Origin of the sequence: Pedobacter petrophilus (genome assembly GCF_009674725.1) — a bacterium.
Lineage (GTDB): Bacteria > Bacteroidota > Bacteroidia > Sphingobacteriales > Sphingobacteriaceae > Pedobacter > Pedobacter petrophilus.
On sequence record NZ_WKKH01000002.1, the window covers coordinates 94,331 to 116,788 of the forward strand.

At 38.4% G+C, this 22,458-nt stretch carries 11 protein-coding genes; 7 read left to right on the plus strand and 4 right to left on the minus strand.

Going from position 1 to position 22,458, the window contains the following annotated elements:
• Nucleotides 1-75 precede the first annotated feature (75 nt).
• A complete protein-coding gene (locus tag GJU39_RS01630; RefSeq protein ID WP_154278945.1) occupies nt 76-1,410 on the minus strand; it encodes an APC family permease in 1,335 nt (444 codons plus the stop codon).
• A gap of 342 nt (nt 1,411-1,752) precedes the next feature.
• Between GJU39_RS01630 and GJU39_RS01635 the strand changes: the two genes are divergently transcribed.
• Both GJU39_RS01635 and GJU39_RS01640 read left to right on the plus strand, forming a co-directional pair.
• On the plus strand, nt 1,753-3,624 hold the full coding sequence (locus GJU39_RS01635) for a DNA topoisomerase IV subunit B (protein ID WP_154278946.1): 1,872 nt from the start codon (nt 1,753-1,755) through the stop codon (nt 3,622-3,624).
• Nucleotides 3,625-3,663: 39 nt separating this feature from the next.
• Nucleotides 3,664-5,796 (plus strand): ATP-binding protein, encoded by a 2,133-nt coding sequence (locus tag GJU39_RS01640; RefSeq protein ID WP_154278947.1) that lies wholly within the window; start codon nt 3,664-3,666, stop codon nt 5,794-5,796.
• Between the two features lie 17 nt (nt 5,797-5,813).
• On the opposite strand, the gene GJU39_RS01645 is transcribed toward GJU39_RS01640, so the two are convergent.
• The 3 genes from GJU39_RS01645 to GJU39_RS01655 are packed head-to-tail and all read right to left on the minus strand — an operon-like array spanning nt 5,814 to nt 14,126.
• Entirely contained in the window at nt 5,814-6,836 is a 1,023-nt protein-coding gene (locus GJU39_RS01645) for a YihY/virulence factor BrkB family protein (RefSeq protein ID WP_154278948.1), read from the minus strand.
• Nucleotides 6,837-6,844: 8 nt separating this feature from the next.
• The gene (gene tamL, locus GJU39_RS01650) at nt 6,845-9,148 is read right to left on the minus strand and encodes a translocation and assembly module lipoprotein TamL (RefSeq protein WP_154278949.1); all 2,304 of its coding nucleotides are present in this window, start codon (nt 9,146-9,148) and stop codon (nt 6,845-6,847) included.
• A complete protein-coding gene (locus GJU39_RS01655; protein ID WP_154278950.1) occupies nt 9,132-14,126 on the minus strand; it encodes a translocation/assembly module TamB domain-containing protein in 4,995 nt (1,664 codons plus the stop codon). Before GJU39_RS01655 ends, tamL begins: the two co-directional genes overlap by 17 nt.
• A 147-nt stretch (nt 14,127-14,273) precedes the next feature.
• Here GJU39_RS01655 and GJU39_RS01660 point away from each other — a divergent pair, with 147 nt between their 5' ends.
• From GJU39_RS01660 to pnuC, 5 genes are all read left to right on the plus strand, one after another.
• On the plus strand, nt 14,274-14,762 hold the full coding sequence (locus GJU39_RS01660) for a cytidine deaminase (RefSeq protein ID WP_154278951.1): 489 nt from the start codon (nt 14,274-14,276) through the stop codon (nt 14,760-14,762).
• A gap of 34 nt (nt 14,763-14,796) precedes the next feature.
• Nucleotides 14,797-16,476: a PNGase F N-terminal domain-containing protein gene (locus GJU39_RS01665; RefSeq protein WP_154278952.1), complete on the plus strand. Its 1,680-nt coding sequence runs from the start codon at nt 14,797-14,799 to the stop codon at nt 16,474-16,476.
• A gap of 278 nt (nt 16,477-16,754) precedes the next feature.
• A complete protein-coding gene (locus GJU39_RS01670) occupies nt 16,755-17,165 on the plus strand; it encodes an endonuclease domain-containing protein (RefSeq protein ID WP_154278953.1) in 411 nt (136 codons plus the stop codon).
• A gap of 1,118 nt (nt 17,166-18,283) precedes the next feature.
• Complete coding sequence (locus GJU39_RS01675) at nt 18,284-21,268, plus strand: DNA gyrase/topoisomerase IV subunit A (RefSeq protein WP_154278954.1); 2,985 nt, start codon at nt 18,284-18,286, stop codon at nt 21,266-21,268.
• Nucleotides 21,269-21,827: 559 nt separating this feature from the next.
• Nucleotides 21,828-22,448: a nicotinamide riboside transporter PnuC gene (pnuC, locus tag GJU39_RS01680; RefSeq protein WP_154278955.1), complete on the plus strand. Its 621-nt coding sequence runs from the start codon at nt 21,828-21,830 to the stop codon at nt 22,446-22,448.
• Nucleotides 22,449-22,458 lie beyond the last annotated feature (10 nt).

Here is a 22,458-nt window from a genome sequence, read left to right on the forward strand (position 1 = left end):
TTCCTGAAAAGACAAGAATGGAAGCGATTTAGTGCTGATAAGTTAATCGGGTTGTTTAAAAGACTGATTAATTACTTATTTTTTGAAAAACCTCGAAACGAAATAAATAATTATAAACCCTGTAAAAATATATAGCCCATTCAGCGCTGCATCAGGATCATCCGCATAGATACTAAAGGCAACGAAAGTATAAGCAGCGATAAATATGATTGGTAATATTGGATATAGGGGTACAGTGTAAATTGTTTTTTTATCAAGATGTGCAGTTCTTTTTCTTAAAATGAAGATAGTGGCAGCAGAACTTGCCATACTGATGCTTTCCAGAAAGATGGTATAGTTTAAAATTTTATCGAAGGTTTTCGCATAGAAAATAACCACCACAGCAATTAGCGTAAAAACAGTCAGGCTCAGGGTGATTACTTCCGTTTTCGGATTTATCTTACTGAATATTTTTGGAAGCGCGCCTTCTTCGCCCATGGCAAACATCGCTCTCGGGTTGCTTAATAAATTCACATTGACGTAACCCATCACGGATACGAAAATGATCACCGAAAGCATTTTAAATCCCGCCGGACCAAATATTTTTGAAGCTAAAATTGCCGCAATACTTTCAGCAGTTTTCAATTCTTCGAAGCCGATTACCTTTACATAAACATAATTAATAATTAGATAAAGTGATACGATTATCGATAAACCAATAATGATTGAACGCGGAATAACTTTCTTTGCTTCTTTTACCTCACCTCCAAAATTGATGGTTTGTGCATAGCCTGCGTAAGAGAATGAAACGGCTATTAAACATAAGCCTAATGCTTTTCCATAATCTGACCAGGTAGGTACGGTACCGGTTTGAGTTTTGAAAACAGGTGTCACTGCCTGAGTTTGTGAGCCAAAAAAGACGGCACAAATGAGCAATAAGATTAAGGCGATTTTGACAATGGTTAATACATTCTGTGTTTTAGCACTTGCTTTTAGCCCAAGTAAATTAATGAAATAGAAAACCAATATCGTAGTGATTGCAATGATAACCCTGTAAAAATCTGTTTGCATATCTGCTGGTAAAATGATTTTGCCCAAATATTCAGCGCCAATAATGGAGATTGCTGCTACAGAGGCTGCACTCGAAATAATCACGATGCAATTGATGGCAAAAGCAATGGAAGGATGGTAAGCGGCAGAAAAGATTTTATAATAACCTCCCGTTACCGGATATCTTGAGCCGATTTCGGCATATGTAAGTGCACCACAAAATGCAACAAAACCACCAATAAACCAGGCCAGATAAAATAATTCGGGAATCTGGGCTTTCGCAGCCACGTTTACCGGCGTACGAAATATGCCCATTCCGATTACCAAACTGACCACAATCATGGATAAATCGAAGAGCGAAAGTTGCTTTTTTTGTTGCATTAAAAGAATAATAATTAAGGGATGAAGATAGGGAAAATATGGATAAGAGAAACTGAGAACAGGAAAACGAGTAACTAAAAACTAAAAACAAACAACGAAAATCAAAAGCCTTTTAATGTTGAAATTTTCATTTGCTTGCTTCGAAGATTAGGAGTATTATTGTAAATAATTTTTGCTATTCGATTTTTGAGAATCCTTTTTTGATATTTCTCATTTACTCGATATCAAATCATCCCAAAAATATTGTCAGGTTGAATGTTAAAGCTTGCTCCGAACATCTCTCGGTATCGCTCCTTTGTGTAATCACAAAGTTCTATCAACCTGATGACAAATATAAAATTTATGGCAGAAGTAGTTTATAACGACGACAGTATTCGCTCATTAGATTGGAAAGAACACATCAGATTACGGCCCGGTATGTATATCGGTAAGTTGGGTGACGGCTCTGCGCAAGACGATGGAATTTATGTTTTGTTAAAGGAAATCGTCGATAACTCTATCGATGAGTTCGTAATGGGCACAGGAAAAACCATCGAAATTACAGTTTCCGAGCAAAAAATAAATGTTAGGGATTATGGTCGTGGCATTCCGTTAGGAAAAGTTATAGATTGCGTAAGTAAAATTAATACAGGAGGTAAATACGATAGTAATGCCTTTCAGAAATCAGTAGGGTTAAACGGAGTGGGTACGAAGGCAGTAAATGCATTATCTGCCAGTTTTACCGTTCAATCCTACCGGGATGGTAAAAGCAAAAAGGTAGAGTTTTCGAAAGGGGAGATTGTTAACGAACAACCCATTATTGATACTACTCAGCGAAATGGTACTGCCATTACCTTTTATCCTGATGAAACCATTTTTAGAAACTACCACTACATTCCTGATTTTGTAGAAAGTATGGTGTGGAACTATGTGTTCCTGAACACCGGCTTAACCGTAAATTTTAATAATCAAAAATATTTTTCGGAAAGAGGATTGTATGATCTCCTTTCTAAATTCAATAAGCCGGAAGAAATTCGTTATCCAATTATCCATATGATTGGTAACGACATTGAAATTGCCATGACTCACGGCCAGCAGTATGGCGAAGATTATCACTCATTTGTTAACGGACAGCATACCACACAGGGGGGAACTCATCAGGCAGCTTTCCGTGCCGCGGTAGTAAAAACAGTAAGAGAGTTTTTTAAGAAAGAGTTTGATGCTGCCGATGTCCGTTCATCTATCATTGCTGCCATTTCAGTGCGGGTTCAGGAACCTGTATTCGAATCACAGACGAAGACTAAACTTGGTTCTCAAAACATGGGGCCAGAAGGACCATCAGTAGCCACGTTCATTAATGATTTCGTGAAGAAGGAACTGGATGATTATCTCCACAAAAATCCGGATGTAGCCGATGCGCTTTTAAAACGAATCAACCAGTCTGAGCGTGAGCGTAAAGATATTGCAGGCATTAAAAAGCTGGCAAATGATCGTGCAAAGAAAGCTTCGTTACATAATAAGAAGCTTCGCGATTGCAAAGTGCACTTCAACAGTACACACGAAAAGCGTTACGAAACAACATTGTTTATCACCGAAGGAGACTCGGCATCAGGTTCAATTACAAAATCACGAGATGTAGATTGCCAGGCAGTTTTTAGTTTAAAGGGTAAACCGCTTAACTGCTACGAGTTAACGAAAAAAGTAGTTTATGAAAATGAAGAATTTAATTTATTACAGCATGCACTTAATATTGAAGATGGTTTAGAAGGCCTGCATTATAATAACATCGTTATTGCAACTGATGCAGACGTAGATGGAATGCACATTCGTTTACTTATGATGACTTTCTTCCTTCAGTTCTTTCCTGATTTAGTAAAGGCAGGTCATGTTTACATTTTACAAACCCCATTATTCCGGGTTCGAAATAAAAAAGAAACTATTTATTGTTATAGTGATGAAGAGCGTCGAAATGCTATTGCAAAATTAGGCAACAAACCTGAAATTACTCGTTTTAAAGGGTTGGGAGAGATTTCTCCTGATGAATTTGGTTTGTTTATTGGTAAAGATATCAGGCTCGACCCTGTTATTTTGAAAGATCAGACCATTAAAAGTTTGCTGGAATACTACATGGGAAAAAACACTCCCGACAGGCAGCAACACATCATCAGAAATCTGCGAGTAGAAAAAGACGAGGTAGTAGAAGAAGAACCTAAAATTATTGATGAAGTAGCATAAATTTCGGCGTTGATGTAATCACAAATTAAATCAACGCATTTGAAACCTGTAAAAAGTTCAGCCAGAAAGTATTTAGTAGTCGTATCTTCAATTTTAGCGATTTTCGGTATAACGGCAGTTTTATTCGTAAATTTCTCTAACATACCACTGCTAAAGTCGGTGAAGAAAAGTACCCAGGTACAATACGGATGTGTTAAATTTGATAGCTGTATCTTTAAACTTTATAATGCAGAAAACAGCTGCAGAATGTATATCCTTAGCGAGGATCGAAGTTACTATGATTTATTTGTTAAGGAGATTGCCGAAATCTCCTTAACTATGGAAAGCCTCAATAATAAGAATAATAAAGAAAATGCCCTCGTTTCCAAAGATTTTGATCGCTTAATTGCTCAAAAGAAACTACAAACCCAACAATTTATTTTTCTAAAACGGCTTTCGGATAGTCTAATTAATTTTTCTGTCCAGGTAAGTGAGGTGGTAAAAGGAAATAGTCCTCAAGCCAGGCTTTTCACCACAAAACAATTCAAAAACATAATTGATACCATTAAACCAAAAATAGCTGCGGATCAGAAAAAGCATTTTTTTTGTCGGGTAATTGCTGCTATTAACGGTAGAACTAAAAATGAAACTAATAGCGCTAAATCAATTTTAGCAGAAACAGCCATTGCAGATACCTCTTCCTTAAACCTGATTGATAATAATAGACAGCTTACTGCTCTTAACAATTATTACCTCAAACTTTTTTTAACAAATAACAAGCTCAAAAACAAAGAAAAGCAATTGCTTAATATAAATCATCTGTTGATTTTGGCAATTGTTGACAGACTGAAAAAATATAAATCAACTGAGCGTGATTATCATTCCTCTGCTCATCAAATCGCTGATATGACAGTGCTTGATGAAATAGAAAATCTAGATAAGTTTACAAGGGTCTTGCTTGCACTCGCGATAGGGCTGTTGGCATTTGTTTTTTATATGATTTATCATTTTTATAAGAATGAAAAAGCATTAATAGCACACAGTGATAAGGCAGCTTACTATGCTATTTCGAAAAGCCGCTTTCTGGCTAATATGAGTCATGAAATCAGAACGCCTTTAAACTCTATTGTCGGTTTTTCGGAGCAGTTAGCGCAGATCAACCTTGGAGAAAAACAAAGAGAACAGGTTAGCGCAATCGAAAGGTCATCCCTTATGCTACTCGAAGTAGTAAATAATATCCTCGATTTCTCTAAATATGAGACAGGGAAAGTCATTTTAGAACAAGTATCTTTCTCTCCATATGCCGCAATAAAAGACGTTTTTGATAGCATGAGTGTACAGGCCACCATAAAGAAAATTGGCTTCAAAATGGACCTGAATATTAACGATGACATATATATATTGGGTGATCCTTTGCGCTTAAAACAAGTTGTGATGAATTTATTAAGCAATGCCATCAAATTTACTTTAAATGGAACGGTAACACTACATGCAGATTTAACCATTGTGCAGGAAGGGCAAGCGAAACTGAATGTGAATATCACTGATACCGGCATGGGCATAAACCCGATCGATCAGCTAATTATTTTTGAGGAATTTACCCAGGTTTATTATCCTTCTACTAAAGAGAGACAACAGGGTACCGGATTAGGGTTGGCTATCTGTAAGAAGATTGTAGAATTTCAAGGTGGCACGATAGGTGTGAAAAGTAGGGAAGGAGAGGGATCTGTCTTTTCTTTTGAACTATCTTATCGAACAACGGTGAAACCGATTCTAATAGAATCTTCAACATCAAAATTATATCACAGCGCTGCTTCTCTGACTGGAAAAAGAATTTTGCTGGTGGATGATAACATGTTGAATATTTTACTGGCCAGTACCATCCTTAAGAAATATAAAATCTCTTTTGATGCTGTATATAATGGAAAAGAAGCTTACGGATATTTTAAGGAAAATGAATACGATCTTATTCTTACAGATATACAAATGCCAGAAATGGGTGGTATAGAACTTACACAGAAAATCAGAAAAAACCATGATATAAAAAAGAAAAATACACCCATATTGGGAGTAACAGCCAATATTCTATGGGAAGACAGATTAAAATATTTAGCTTCGGGGATGGATGAACTTGTGCTTAAGCCGTTTTTAGAACATGAGTTAGTAGAAAAAATACTGAAGTTCATCCGTTAAAGAATTAAAGGCAGGCTTTATTTGTCTGGTGCATGTACCGTATCTTCCGGATGCTGCGGGGGAAGAACATCAACCTGTTTTTCTACAATCGTAATTTTGGTAAATACTGCATATTTGCTAGGTGAAATACCGCCATCGAACTTCTCGGCATAAGCTTGAGTAAACTCAGCACCGAAATAAAGTATTATCGAGGTATAATAAATCCAAAGTAAGATAACGATGATCGAGCTTGCGGCACCAAATGCAGAACCGGGATTACCTTTCTCAATGTAAATTCCAATTAAATATTTACCTAAACTAAAAAGTACTGCGGTAAATAACGCGCCTATAATAGCCGATTTCCATTTAATTACCACATCTGGAAGTACCTTAAATATTACGGTGAACACCGCTGTAACTGCGGCCAGGGTAATCACATTATTTAAAATATAGATGATCAATGCCATCGTATCATCAGCGACAGGAATAACCTCATCTATCTGGCTTTTAGACAGCAGAGAAATCAGCTTATCTCCAAGACCAACTACTACACTATTAATTACAAGTGATACGAGAAGTAAAAACCCCATGGAAACAATAAGCGAAAAAGAAAGCAACCGGTTAGTTAACATTTTCAGCCAGCCCTTTTTAGGAATCGCTTTTACTTTCCAGATCATGTTGATGCTATCCTGAATCTCAATAAATATTGCCGTCGATCCAATAATCAGTGTACCGATTCCGATAATTAGTCCGATGGTAGATTGCCCGCTTTTGGTTGAGTGTTCAACAAAACCTTGAATTTGAGTAGCAGCATCCTTCCCAACCATATTGGTGATTTGTGCGAAGAATTTATCACGGGTATCTGTATTGCTTTTATTACCTAAAAAGATCGTGGCAGCAGATAAAACAATAATGATAAGTGGTGTTAAAGAGAAGATGGTATAGTAGGCCAATGCCGCACTAAGTTTCGTCACTCTATCTTCTACAAACCCTTTTCCGGCGGCAATGAATAAATGATATAAAGCGATGAAAAATTGTCTGACCTTCTTAACTAACTTCATTCGAAAAATTAAAACGGATATCCTATTCCAATGTTAAAGATTAAATTCTCTCTTCTCCAGGCTTTATCGCCAAAGGCGATATTATCAAATACCCAACGCTGGCCTTCTGGTAAATAAGGTTTACGTACCGGGAATGCCACATCTAAGCGAACTACGAAAATAGTAGCGTCAACCCTTAAACCAGCACCAGTGCCTACAGCCAGTTCATTTAAAGTATTTTTCAGTTTAAATTCAGATCCTGGTCTTCCGGTATTTGCTGTTCCAGGTACACCAACATCTTCTTTTCTTAACCAAACATTACCGGCATCAACAAATAACGCTCCGTATAAAACGCTCACTAATTTAAACCTTAATTCTGAGTTTAGCATCAGCTTTATATCCCCGCCCTGATCCGCAAATATAGCATCTTCCGAAACTTTGTACGTTCCAGGACCTAATGTTCTGGCTGGAAAAGCCCTGATATCATTACTTCCGCCAGCAAAGAATTGTCTCACAAATGGTAGAGACGTACTGTTTCCATATGCATAACCATAACCAAGATTTAAGCGGTTTGCCCAGGTTACATTTCTGGTAACTTTATAATAATCTCTTAAGTCGGCCTCTAATCTGATGAATTGAGATAAGGGTACATTAAAGATAGAGCGTTTACCTTCGGCATCTTTAGGAACAAAAGCACCCCATAGGTTTCCGCCGGTTTCTATGCTCCCAAAAAAGAAAGTATTGTTCCTCCGGTTAGTTTCCATCTGGTTGGTGTAAGTGAAATTATAGTTACTACCAATGATAAACTGATTTTCTAAAGTTGTTCTAAGCAATGGATTTACTTTATATAAACTGTCTCGTATGTCAGTTGAGGGAAAGCCCGTTGCGATATAACTCACGGAAATCGGGTTAAAGTTATGTTCCTTATACTGGTTTTCTTTGAAGTTATAACCAAATTCTCCTTTAAAAGCATTCAATGTGTATTCACCACCCCTGTTTAGCATTTGATAAGAAAGTGATGCAATCGTTTTCGGAATAAAGGCTGTGGTACTGTTTGGTTTGTAAAAGGGAACAATAAATCTTGGAAAAGTTAATTTTGCCTCGGTAGTGAGCGAGACAGAATTTTTACCTAATGATGTTCCCCTGGTTTGCGTTTCAAAACCGCCGGCAACGCTAATGTCTAATTGCTCAGCACCTCTAAAAAGGTTCCTGGTTGTTTGGGTTACCCTAACTTCAGAACCCACAAAGTTATTCGATTTACTTGTTCCTGTAACCCCAAATGTTAGTGAATTCTTTTTAAGTGGTGTTAAATAGATATTCAGATCAAGCTGATTATTTTGAAAACTATCAACAGGTAAAAACTCCGCCCTTACATCCTGAAAAGCACCCACATTTACCATTCGGTTTAATGACTGGTTATGATCTCTACGGTTATATGGTTCTCCTTTTTGAAAGAATACCAAACGATCAAACAATCTTGGTTTGAAAGTATTTCGGTCGTCGTAGATATTAAAATCTTTGTATTCTAAAGGCTTTAAGCGTCTTAAAACGGTATCTCTTCTTAGTGAATAATTTGGATAGATATTAATGTTTTTGATGGTATAAGGTTTCAACCCTGCATCAGGAGCAATATCTTTAACCTTAACGGATACATTTACCAGGTTTTTGCCAATGGTACTATCCACCTGCATAATTAAATAATCAGGACTAAAATAAAAGAAACCATTTTCCTTTAAATCATTATCAATTCTAATCCGCTCATTTGTGTAAGTGTCTAAGTCGTAATAGTCGCCCACTTTTAATAAAGTTTTACCTTTATTATTGTTGATGATTTTAGTTAATAAACCCGTATCCGGTGGAAACGTTATGCTATTAATTTTATACCGCTCACCAGTATTTGCCGTGTAAATGGCCTTTCCTTTTTTCGCTTTCACCACGGTATCACCTGTAACTTCAGCCTGAAGGTACCCTTCACTTAGCAGATAGCTGGTTAATACATCGTTGTTGTATTTTAATTTTACTTCACTCAAAAGCACAGGTGCCTCACCTTTTTTTCTAATCCAGTTCCTTAAACCGCCTTTTGCTTTTTTAGGCTCGCCGGCAAAGTTATAAATGGCCAGTTTTAATTTGTTATTTGGCTTTGGCCTTGTTTTGCTTTTTAAATCTGCCTTTACCTGTTTTTCATCATCAATTTTGCCCGAAGAATCCGGATTAATGTTTATTTCAGCTCCGGTATATAAAATCTGCCCTGGCTTTAAGGATTTGGTACTGCTACAGCCCGCGTAAACTAAACAGGCCAATAAAAATAGGGTAGGTCTAGTTAGTTTTCTCATTTTGTGCTTTCTGTTCAATGTTTTTTGATCTTCTATTTCTTTTCTTCTGGAATATTTCTCTGAATTTATTGTAATCTACAACAAGGGTAAATCCTAAACCTGTTTCTATAATCTGTCCCTGCACAATCACATCGTTTTGGTTTCTTCTGTATGCACGCAATCTATATCTTCCATCTGCTGATAATGCATATTCCACATTCACGTTACCTGCAATATCTGTAGATTTTTCACCCGGCGCCTGCGGACCTTCTAAAGCAAATGAGCTTCCAACAGTTACTGTTAATCTATCATTCAGTAGCTTTTTAGATAAACCAACTTCAAGATCTGTTTTTTGCTGCATTGATCCTGTAGAATAGTCTTCTGATGAATTTACGCCAAAATTAAGGTCTACACCCTGAATTAAGTCAGATGTTAGGTTATTTAATTGTTCAGTTAAGAGTTTACTTACGCTCGAACGGGCTAATGTAGAAACGCCACCTCCGCCGCCGGCCAAACTTTCAAATGGATTATTGGCGATAAATCTATTCAGGGCCAGCAATGCAAATACCTGTTTATTTAACTCGCTTTCATTTCTGTTTACATTAATTAATTTGGTGTAAACTTGTCCGCCTAAAGCATTACGTTCATTTTCTGGTAAGTCTAACCTAAATGAAATGATGGGTTTCAATAACTCTCCTTTCATCATTAAATAAACCTGGAACGGTAATTTTGTTCTGGCCTCGTATAAATCCGGCTGATTTAATAAATCAATTGGTGCGGCATTAACTTCATAAAGTGCGGTTAAGTTTACGTTTGCAGCAGTCGGTTCCCCGGTCCAAATGAGGGTACTTCCTTTTACTAATCTAAATTCTTTTTTACCTAACGGACCAATCGATAAGTTATAAGAGCCATCAACTACTTCGTAACGGCCAGTCAGACTGATTTTACCACTCGGATCCATCGTTGCATTTAAATTGGCTTCTCCTTTTATGTTTAAGGCATCGCCATTGGATGGATCTACCACTACGTTAAGTTCTGCCTCTGGATCGATGGAAATGGCCGCAACAAGATTGATTCCTTTAACAGGCGATTTACTGATGCTATCAACCTTCAAGGCTTTTTGACCATTAAACGGTGGCGCATCTGCATCTATAAATTGTACAATTCCTTCCTGACTTATAATTGATGGATCATTAGCTGGTAAGGCGAAGAAGAACCTGGTATCTTTATTTACCTTGATATTCATATTTACATCCGGCTGATTCAAGTCTCCCCGAACTTTAATGTCGCTGGTGAGGTAAACTTTACCGTAAATCATCTCATTATCTGCGGCAGTAGAATTAATTGCCCGGAAGTTATTCATTTTGATATCCAAACCAAAGCGATAATTTCTGTAATCGGTCGTTAATATCTTTCCATTAATGGTTGCTTTCTGGTTAAGTGAATCAATCAGTGTAAAGTTGTTAAAAGCTATTCCCTCATTGGTAAAGGAAATCTTTTCATTAGGCATTCTGAAATATGAATTCACATAGGCTACATTGATTCCTGCGTTATTAAAAGTCAGATCACCTAAGATTTTTGGAGCGGTTAATGCGCCCTTAACAGTAAGTGCACCCGAAAGTGTTCCGGTTCCGTTTTTTAACTGACCTGCAGATAAGCTTTCAATATTTTTCATCTCAATCTTATCAATATTAACCGTCAGATCCAATGCACTTTGTGGTGCGGTATAGTAAAAACCGTTTACACGTAAATCATGAACACCACTTAAAGCAACGTTAACCTCAAAAGCATTTTTGGTATCATTATTTACGGCTAAACGTAGCGTTCCCAATTGATCTTTTTGGTAGCGCAGCTGATCAATCGTTAAATTCGCTTCAAACTTCGCGGCAGTGGCCAAGTCTTTCACGTTCGCTGTTCCGTTCAAGCGTCCGCCAACCAGGGTAGTATCGGTTTCTGCAAACTTGGTTAATGTTTCCAACTGAAAATCTTTAAACTCAACTGCCAATGGCGCATTGGGCTTTGTTGGATTACTGTTGATAGATAGCGATTGACCATTATTACTGATCTGGAATTGATTCACTAAGATTCCAGATGCACCAAACTGTATGTAGTTATCTTGTGAAACAACCCATTTTTGGTAGTCAAGTAAGAGTTTTTGAGGATCTAAAGTAAATTTGAAATCTTTATTAATCGACTGGAAATTTCCACCAATTACATATTTATCCTTGCGTTGTCTATCACGAAGGAAAATATTTACACCCAGTAAATTGTTAGCTGCATTGCCGCTAATTTCGGTATTGAACAGGGAAACCGACGGACTTTGAAGCGCTTTAACAGTTAAGGCGTAATCTAATTTATTATTATCGTTATTAATATTTAAAACGGTGGTATCTACCTTAAAATCACCGTAAACAATTTGCGGGAAGTTCCCTTTAATTTGCAGACTGTCTTTTTGTGTATCGATTAAACCGTAAAATTGCGATTGTTTGAAAACGGTTAGTTCCGGTACAAACTGCTTTAACAATTTAGAATCGTAAACCTGTACAAAGAATCGTATCCTTTGATCCGGAATCTTTGTTACTTCCCCAAACGCATAATATTTATTGATTTCGTTAATGATGGCATTACTCACCTTTGTTAACTGGTATTTGCCATCTAATTTTGCTGATAACACTTCTGATTTTAAAGTCAGTAAGTTCTCTGTTTCATTCGTTTTAGCAAAAACAGAGATGGTATCTACATTAATTCGTTGTTGATCTTTTACCAATTGTAAACCTGTAATGTCAACATTTCCATTTAAGTAATCTGCATCGGCGGTTGCCAGGTCAACCTTTACAACCCCAGCAGCACTTAACACTGTCGGACTAAAATTTAATGCCTGAAGGTTAATTTGTTTTAAATTTAAATCTGCCCTAACAGCAGGATATTTTCCTGCAAGGTTAACATTTGCATCTAATGCAAAGTTCGCATTGCTATCTGGCATGCTACTTTTGATGACTACTTTCTGGTTGGCATATGTGCCTGCAAGTTTCAAATTGCGGTAAGTATATTTATTATAAAAAGCACTTAAAACACGGGCATTAAACTTCGCGTTTATTTTTTTTGGATCCAGGCCTGTACCGGCAACATCAGCTTTAACTGAAACCCGACCTAATTTTGGTTGCATTTTTAACAGTCTGCCAACCTTGAAGTTATTCAGGGTAATATCCGCTTTGTAACTTTCGCGGCCTTTTGCTCCTTTCATTCCAGCAACTAAAACTGCTCCACCCATATCTGTCTGAATGTTCATGTTGGTGTTGAAATCAGTCATTGATCCGGTAAACTTACCTCTTGCATTAATTACATTTGGCAATTCTATAGATGGTGGAAGAGATTTTTTCGGAACAACAACTAAAATATCACTCTTCGTTAAATAGAGTTTTTTGATATTCAGATCGAGAAATGTTTTGTTCACATCTGGCAATCCCTTTGCCGTTCCGCTAATGTCTATTTGCGTATTCTTTAATCCCGAAATTTGTAAACGTGGAATTTTAAGGTCGTTCAAATACCCATTTAATTCTGCATTAATTTTGATTTTCTCATTTCTATAGTTGGCAGGAACTGCATCGCTGAAATAGCCGGCATCTTTAAGCCCGATGGTTGTATTTTTTAAACTTAAAGCCATTTTAACACGTTCAGGATGTTTGGTCAAATCCTCCATAGAAGTGAAGTTTAATTCCGTAGCATTCTCAATAGTGGTGTTCGGCGTTTTTAAAACGAAGTTGCTTAATTTAATTTGCTTATCGTTATAAATGGCGTTACCCTTTAGTTCAGTTAAAGCAAAACCGCTCTTCTCTTTCATAGAGCCATTTTTTACGTTAGCCTTAATACCATCGGCGCTGTAACTTACATCTCCTGCACCAAAAGTAAGGCCGCTAATTTTAAGGTGATTAAAATCCATTCCTTTTGGAGCCGCTTTTGCACCAAGATTATCAAACTGTACATTGTTATCTGCCAGGCTGATATTCTTTATAATTAATCCTAACGGAGATTTTTCCGGAACAACGGTATCTTTTACCTTCTTCAAATTATTGCTTGGGGCGGGTTTGAAGGCAAAGAGAATGTTCGACTTATTTAATTTGGCATCTTCAACAGAATATTTACTGTTTGTTAAATCGACCTTTAAATTTACAATCCCTAATTCGTTAACATCGGCAACAGCTTTAGTCGTCGAGATTTGATCATCGTAATTTACTTTAACATTATTAAAAGCAAAATTTTCTACCTCTATGAGTGGAAGTTTACCGGTTTCCTTTTCGGCACTGTCTACACTGTTGGTGAGGTGTTGTACCAATTGTGTTAGCGGTTTCTGCTGCAGGTATCTTAATGAGGTGTTATTTAAGTTCAAATCGCGGATCACGTAATGTTGATTCGCTAAATCGAAGGTTTTAAGTTTAGTTTTTAAAGCGCCGAGGTAAAGTTTTACATCATTGCCGGCAACATCATCTCGGTAGGTAATGCCAATATCTTCGAAAGAAACTTTATCAACAGAGAATTTAAGTGTTGAAGTGGTATCCTGATCAACCTTTTCTTCGGGTTTTTTCTGATCGCTCATGAAAGCATCAACCAGAAAAGAAAAATTGAAGGTAGTGTCCGGATCAATACGTTTTACGTTTGCCCGGATGTTTTTTAGCTCAATGTTATTAATCTCAACAGTGTTTTTTAACAATTTGAAGAGGCTGATATCTACTGCCAGTTTTTCGGCATAAAGTAGCGTGTCTCCTTTTCTGTCTTCGATGTAGAATTTGTTTAATACTACATCTTTTGGCAGTGCAATCTTAATGCTTTCCAAACTGACCTCTGTCTTGGTTTTGTTTTTAAGGTAATTAATTGCCTTTCCTTTAACAAAGTTTTGTACTGCGGGTATGTTAAGTGAGAGTGCAATACCTACAACCAGGATAATTATTGAAGCGATTATCCAAAGTAAAACTTTTAAACTTTTACGTACATATTTATTCAAAGCGGATGGTGTTTGGTGATTTTAAAATATATAAAACCAGCTATCAAAATTAATTTTAATAGCGCGTCTGCAATTAATACAAAAAATATCCTAAATTGTTCGCCCGCTACAGAAATTTAACATTGGCGGTTTCGTAAAATATTACAAATGAAATTATTAAATTTAAATATAAGTTTTGAGCAATATGCCGGCATTGATGAATTGGCTGAAAATGACAGGCTGCTTTGTGAAAATGCGGAGCAGGCTTTAGCCACTTCTTATTCTCCATATTCTAAGTTTAAAGTAGGTACAGCAATTCGCCTGGCAACCGGACAAATCGTTTTAGGAAGCAACCAGGAAAACCTTGCTTATCCATCCGGATTGTGTGCAGAGCGCGTTGCATTGTTCACTATTGGAGCTAATCAGCCTGATGCAGTAATTGAAAGCATGGCCATTACAGCACATACTGATACCTTTGAAATTACTAAACCGGTTACTTCTTGCGGGGGCTGCCTGCAAGTGATGGCAGAATTTGAGCGGAAACAAAAAACGCCGATAGCAGTAATATTTTATTGCCTGAACGGAGAAGTTTTAAAAGTGCCAAGTGTAAAGAGTTTGTTGCCATTTTCGTTTGTAGAAGATAGGTTGGAAAGATAAGATGCGCGTGCTTATATTTGGTCTTTTCCCATTTATGAAACGATTTTACATCCTCCATTTTCTTCTTGCCATTTCGACTATTGCACAAGCTCAAAAAGTTTTAAAAACGAAGGCAGTATATCAGATAACCTACAACCGGTCTGCTGATGGGAAATCAAAAGAAGATAAGAATCCAACAATTGTTTTGGTTAACGAGCGGCAAAATTTGCTCACTTCGCAAAATATACTGCGCAACGGATCGAATTATCCTTATGAACAAAGCATTATTGCTAAACCAGAAAATACCTTATTCCAGATAGCCAATTTAGCAAAGCAAAGCCAAATTGCAACTGCTGATCGTTCGGCTATCGAAAAACAGGTTTTTGAGTTTAGTGATGAAACAAAAGTAATTCTAGGTTATCGTTGCAAGAAGGCCAAAACCATCGTTAACTCCAATACCATCGAGTTATGGTACACCACTGATGCCGGCATTAAGGCTGCGCCAACTGTTTTAGGGCAGAATCTTGGATTGGTTCTAGAGCAGATCCGTAATGGAAACAGCTACGTTACGGCCACTAAAATCGAAGAGGTTAAGAGCTTTAAGTATATTGATGTAGCGGATTTAAAGCTAACGGATGGTTTATCGTACAAAGACCTGCTGTGGAAAAGCAGGTTCACTACTTTAAATATTTTCAATAATGAGACCATCAATTTTATGGAGAAACCACAATCTAACGATTCTATTTTCAGGTTCGCCGGTGGAACGGTAATTGCCAGAAAAGTGAAATTTCCTCCGTTGCAGTCTAGTCCAAATGTTTTTGTGGATCTTACCGCACAATCTAACGGCGATGCTTATGATAGAACGGGCTCTGTATTCATCATCCCGACGGATAAAAAGATCAGCTTACTGGATGCATTAAAGAGTTCTGTAAATGCCCTTCCTGTTTACAATAATGGAAATGGCAAAACCTATCAGGGTGTTGTCGCTACTGACAGTTATAGCCCCGTAATCGAATTGATGCGATTTTTCACTCCCTTTGGTGTTGGGAAATATAATTACCTCAAGTTGAAAGATAAAGATTGGGCTGAAAAGGTTTACTACAGACAAGATGTTTCAGAACTTTTTCCTTTGATGAATGGCAAAGAAGTTTGGGTAGCTGTGTTTATAGGAAATTATGATAAAGGCGGGCATCGGGTATCAATGAACATTACCTTACATAATGATAGAAACCAGGCAGACAACAAAGCAGTTTTGATGCCTTTGTTTAATGCTACCAATGTGATGGAAATGGCTGGACAGGAATATGCCACCATGTTTAGCAGCGAAAAGGGATTGGAAGTTTCATTTACGCTTCCAAAAGATTTGAAAGATGCCAGGCTACGCTACATCACTACTGGTCATGGCGGCTGGAGTGGTGGAGATGAGTTTGTCCCTAAAAAGAATACCATCTTTTTAGATGGAAAAGAAACATTTTCTTTCATTCCCTGGCGGATGGATTGCGGTTCTTATCGCTTATCCAACCCGGCATCTGGAAATTTCGAAACCGGCTTATCATCATCAGATTTAAGTCGTTCTAACTGGTGCCCCGGAACGGTAACGAATCCGAACATTATTCCTCTAGGCGATTTGAAAGCAGGAACACATATAATAAAAATTGCAATACCAATGGGCCTTCCGGAAGGTTCTGGTTCTAGCGCCTGGAATGTTTCGGGTTTATTGCTGGGGAGTGAATAGTATTTCCCAGGCGCATATTGTATTTTAAATAAGAACCACCCCCTTTAATTCCCCCGCCGGCGGGGGAGACAGGGTGCCTACCTGCCATGTGCCCGATACTGGTACGAAACTTACTTACATACTTTTTTTCATCATGCTATCTGCAACTTGTATCCCCCTCTGGAGGGGGCAAGGGGGAGGAATGTGTGTGTTAAGCAATCTATATTTTTTACGATCAAATTAGAGGCTCTAATTAATAATTCCACTTAATCTTTTCTTCGAATTTCTTATATTGAACCATGGAGAAGGCAAATAAAAATAATCTTTGGCATTATAATACCGAGCTTAAAAAATTTGCTAATTCCAATCGAAAAGAAATGACAAAAGCTGAGGCTTGCGCATGGAAATTTTTGTTAAGCGGCAGACAAATGATGGGTTATCAATTTCGGAGGCAGAGACCAATACTAAATTTTATTGCTGACTTTTTATGTAAAGAACTGATGTTAATTATTGAAATTGATGGTTTAACCCATACTTGGGATAGCGTTGCTGAAAATGATAAAAGGAGAGAAAAAGCATTAGCAGATGTTGGATTTACCATTCTTAGATTCGAAGATGATGAAATTTTAAAAGATATTGAAAATGTGAATCGGGCTATTTGTTTTTATATTGAAGATTTCGAACTTCGAAATAAGAACCACCCCCTTTAATTCCCCCGCCGGCGGGGGAGACAGAGTGCCTACCTGCAATGTGCCCGATACTGGTGCGAAACTTACTTAAACATTTTCTACGTCATGCTATCTGCACTTTGTATCCCCCTCTGGAGGGGGCAAGGGGGAGGAATTTGTATTAACCAACATCGTCAATAAGCCCCCCCCCCTTTAATTCCCCGCCGGCGGGGGAGACAGGGTGCCTACCTGCCATGTGCCCGATACTGGTGCGAAACTTACTTAAGCATTTTCTCCATCATTCTATCTGCACCTTGTATCCCCCTCTGGAGGGGGCAAGGGGAGGGATTTGTATTCACCAACTTCGTCAATAAGAACCACCGCTTTTAATTTCCCCGCCGGCGGGGGAGACAGGGTGCCTACCTGCCATGTGCCCGATACTGGTACGAAACTTACTTAAACATTTTCTCCATCATGCTATCTGCACCTTGTATCCCCCTCTGGAGGGGGCAAGGGGGAGGAATTTGTATTCACCAACCTCGTCAATAAGAACCACCCCCTTTAATTCCCCCGCCGGCGGGGGAGACAGGGTGCCTACCTGCAATGTGCCCGATACTGGTACTAAACTTACTAAAACATTTCTCAATCATGCTATCTGCACCTTGTATCCCCCTCTGGAGGGGGCAAGGGGGAGGAATTTGTATTCATCAACCTCGTCAATAAGAACCACCCCCCTTTAATTCCCCCGCCGGCGGAGGAGACAGGGTGCCTACCTGCCATGTGCCCGATACTGGTACGAAACTTACTTACATACTTTTCTCCATCATGCTATCTGCACCTTGTATCCCCCTCTGGAGGAGATAATAGGGAGGGAATTTCGGCTACACAGCCGCTCCTTACCAAAGTTAGAAATCGCTAAATTTTAGTTCATTAAACCTGATTGCAGCGATATCCTTTTTTGTAATAGAAGTTTCTCTTATTTCACAGAGATGGTTACAAAAAAGATTTAGCGTAAAGCAGGAGTAACGCTTGAAAAAAGCTACAGGCATTGCTTTTCAAATTAGAATCGGCAGGTTTTTCAATACTGAAATGTGTATAACCTCTATTCACTCGGTCACATCATTTTTCTTATATTTACGGCTGCCAATTTTTGTAAATAAATGAGTGAAGAATTAAACCAAAACGTAAACGAAGAACACAAACATACGATAACCCCAATTAACGGTTTATACGAAAACTGGTTTCTGGATTATGCCTCTTACGTGATTTTGGATCGTGCTGTACCGCACATTCATGATGGTTTAAAGCCTGTTCAACGCCGCATTATGCATTCATTAAAGGAAATGGATGACGGACGTTTCAATAAAGCAGCCAATGTGATTGGAAACACGATGAAGTATCACCCGCATGGTGATGCCTCTATTGGCGATGCGATGGTGCAAATTGGTCAGAAAGATTTGCTGATTGACATGCAGGGAAACTGGGGTGACCCTATTACCGGCGACAGTGCTGCAGCTCCTCGTTACATCGAGGCCCGTTTATCGAAGTTTGCGAACGAAGTGGTTTTCAATCCGGATACGACCGAGTGGCAGTTAAGTTACGATGGACGAAACAACGAACCAATTACTTTACCTGTTAAATTTCCTTTGTTGTTGGCGCAAGGGGCAGAAGGTATTGCCGTTGGTTTGGCTACGAAAGTGATGCCGCACAATTTTAACGAACTGCTGGATGCCTCTATCGAGGTGCTAAAGGACGTTCGACCGAATATTGTTCCCGATTTCTTTACAGGGGGTATGGCCGATTTTTCCAATTACAATGAAGGGCAGCGTGGCGGCAAAATTCGGGTTAGGGCGAAAATTACTGAAAAGGACAAGAAGACGCTCGTTATTACTGAAGTGCCTTATAGCACCACTACCAGCTCGGTGATTGATAGTATCCTCGCTGCCAACGATAAGGGTAAAATTAAAATCAAAAAGATTGAGGATAGCACGGCAGCCCATGTGGAGATTATTGTGCATCTGGCACCGGGCATTTCGCCTGATGTAACCATTGATGCACTGTACGCTTTCACGGCCTGCGAAGTTTCCATCTCACCAAATACCTGTATTATCCAGGGAGATAAGCCGCATTTCTTAAGTGTAAATGATATCCTGATTGAGAATACCAAACACACTAAACATTTATTAAAAAAGGAACTGGAAATTCGCCTGCATGAGTTGCAGGAAAAGATTTTCTTCAGTTCACTGCTTAAAATATTTATTCAGGAGGGGATGTATAAAAATCCTGAATATGAAAACTCAAATAATTTTGATACGGTTGTAGAGGTGCTACACATATTGTTTGATCCTTTCAAACCCTCGCTTTACCGCGAAATTCTACCAGAAGATTTTAAAAAGCTGATCGACAAGCCAATGAGTAGCATCACCCGTTTTGATGTGAAAAAGGCAGATGAGCAAATGAAAAATCTGGAAGATGAAATTAAGGTGGTTAAAAATCACCTGAAGCACCTTACTGATTATACCATCGCCTGGTTCCGGAGATTAAAAGATAAATACGGAAAGGGCAGAGAACGCAGAACTGAAATCCGCCTGTTTGATCGGGTAGAAGCATCGAAAGTAGCGCTGGCGAATGTAAAGTTATATGTAAACCGCGAAGATGGTTTTATTGGTACTGGTTTGCGTAAAGATGAGTTTATTGCCGATTGCTCTGATCTTGATGAAGTGATTGTTTTTCGTGAGGATGGAAAATGCATGATTACCAAAGTGGCTGATAAAACTTTTGTTGGAAAGGGAATTATCCATGCGCATGTATTTAAGAAAAATGACGAACGGACCATTTATAATTTGATTTATAAAGATGGCGGCACCGGCACAGCCTATATCAAACGCTTTGCAGTTGTTGGGGTAACGCGGGACAAGGAGTACGATTTAACCAAAGGATCTAAGGGCTCAAAGGTTTTATATTTCACGGCTAATCCCAATGGTGAAGCTGAAATTATAAACGTTGCATTGAAACCGCATTCCAAGCTGCGTAAGCTGCAATTCGATCAGGATTTTGCTGAAGTGGCGATTAAAGGGCGTGGCTCGCAGGGGAATATTATTTCAAAATTCCCGGTTAAAAAAATTACCTTGAAGAGTAAAGGTGTTTCTACCTTATCAGGATTGAAGATTTGGTATGATGATTTATTGAAACGGCTAAACGTTGATGGCAGAGGTAAATACCTTGGCGAGTTTGATGGCGATGACCGGATTTTACAGGTTCATAAAGATGGTTACTACGAGTTAAGTTCTTTTGAGTTGAGCAATCACTTTGATGATGGTTTAATTTTAATTGAAAAGTTTGATCCGGAGAAAGTTTTTGCAGCTGTTCATTTCGAAGGCAAAGCCCAGAATTATTTCATCAAACGTTTTGTTTTTGAACTGCAATCTGTTGGCAGGAAGACTATTTTCATCAGCGAAGAGCAAAAATCCAAATTATTGTTTTTAACCGCTCATCCAGCAGCAAAGGTTGTTGTGGATGTGTTGAAAGGTAAAACACAAATCCCGGAGACATTGGATTTAATGCTTTCTGAATTAATTGACGTAAAAGGTTTAAAAGCGAACGGTAATCGCTTATCGCCTCATGAAGTGAAAAAAGTTGTGCTGGAAGAACCTGAAATTGAGGTAGAAGAAACGGATGAAAGTGACGAGGGTGGAAACGATGATGATTCAAATGAAACTTCTGAACGAGGAGAGGTGATGGAAACAGAGGTAACTGAAGAAGTTGGTGAATCGTTAGCAGGTGAAGAGTTTTCCAAGCCAGAAGTAATCGGGGAGATTGCTGAAACATCAGTGTTGGAACAGTCAAAACCAAAATTTGAACGTAAAAGTGTGCCGGTTACTGCGGAAAAAGTGGTTCCTGAAGAAACACCGGTAATAGAGAAGCCTGCTTCAGAGCCAGTTAAAGAAGTAGAAAAGGAAGTTGATCAAACACCTCCTGCGGAAGCGGTAACAGAGAAACCGAAACCTGCACCTGCAAAGAAAGAAGAGCCCAAAGTTAAAGAAAAGCCGAAAGCTGATGAAAAACCGGCGAAAAAAGTTGATTTTGAAATCACAAACCCTAATGATATCGAGATTGACGATAAAGGGCAATTGGGATTGTTTTAGATAAAGACGGCTTGAGCTCCTGGCAAGTCGGTGTTGGACCAGAATCGTCCTCTTGAACTTGTTTCAGGATCTTTCCAGATAGGTGCTGAACTAAATTCAGCATGACGATTTGGCGATAGTCCACTAAATCGAAGATCGTCCTTTGCGAGGCACAAAGCAATCCTACAAAGTTGGGTAGGTTAATTAACTCATAGCAATTGCAATAAGATTACTTCGTCTGCTGAAAAAGCCCCCTTCACAGCACCTATCAATTCAAATTCCATATAAAACCAAAATCTTAAAATTTAAAAATCTATATTTGCCTTACTCAAAGGGGTGCTGGTTAAGTTGCAATTTCTGTTGCAGCCATCGGCTGAGATTACACCCAAAAGGGATAGAAGGTAAAGGTTGAAAGGTATGTGGTTTTGAAGACCGTCCACCTTAATCCCCTCCAGCCTTCTAACTCATACTACCTGATTCGGATAATGCCGGCGTAGGGAAGAGGTAAATTCACCATACTGTTTCGCCCTGAAAGCAGTTTCAATTATTTTTTATTAGTCGAGAGACAAAATTATTGTAAATGAATTTTCAAGAGTGGTTCAGGCTTTTTCAAGAACAAATTTTACGCACTTCAATTGTGGAGTGGCTGGCTGTTGGCTTCGGCATTTCTGAAGTTTTATTAGCCAAAAAGAATAATATCTGGTTATATCCAACCGGAATTATATCCATTCTGTTATATATGTTTCTATTACTGGATGTTAAACTTTATGCGGAGATGCTATTGAATATTTATTATTTAGTGATGAGCGTTTATGGCTGGATCATCTGGAAAAAGCGTAAAGTTGATGGTGAAAATCAAGTGTCATGGAGTACAAACCGGGAGTTATTAATTGCCGTACTCATTTCGGTGCTTGGTTTTTTCATTCTGTATTTTGCATTACGAAACCACACCGATTCAGACGTTCCAATTCTAGATGCTTTTGTTTCCTCCGTAGCATGGGCCGGCATGTGGCTTTTAGCCAAGCGCAGAATCGAAAATTGGATCTTTCTAAATATTTCCAATATTGTTGCCATTCCGCTACTATTTCATAAAAAACTGCCGCTTTTGGCCTGCCAAACGATGTTTCTATTTATAGTAGCCATATTTGGCTTCTTAGAATGGAAAAAAATTATTGGAAAACGGAAGTTAAGTATTATTTAAAGTGAAAGAT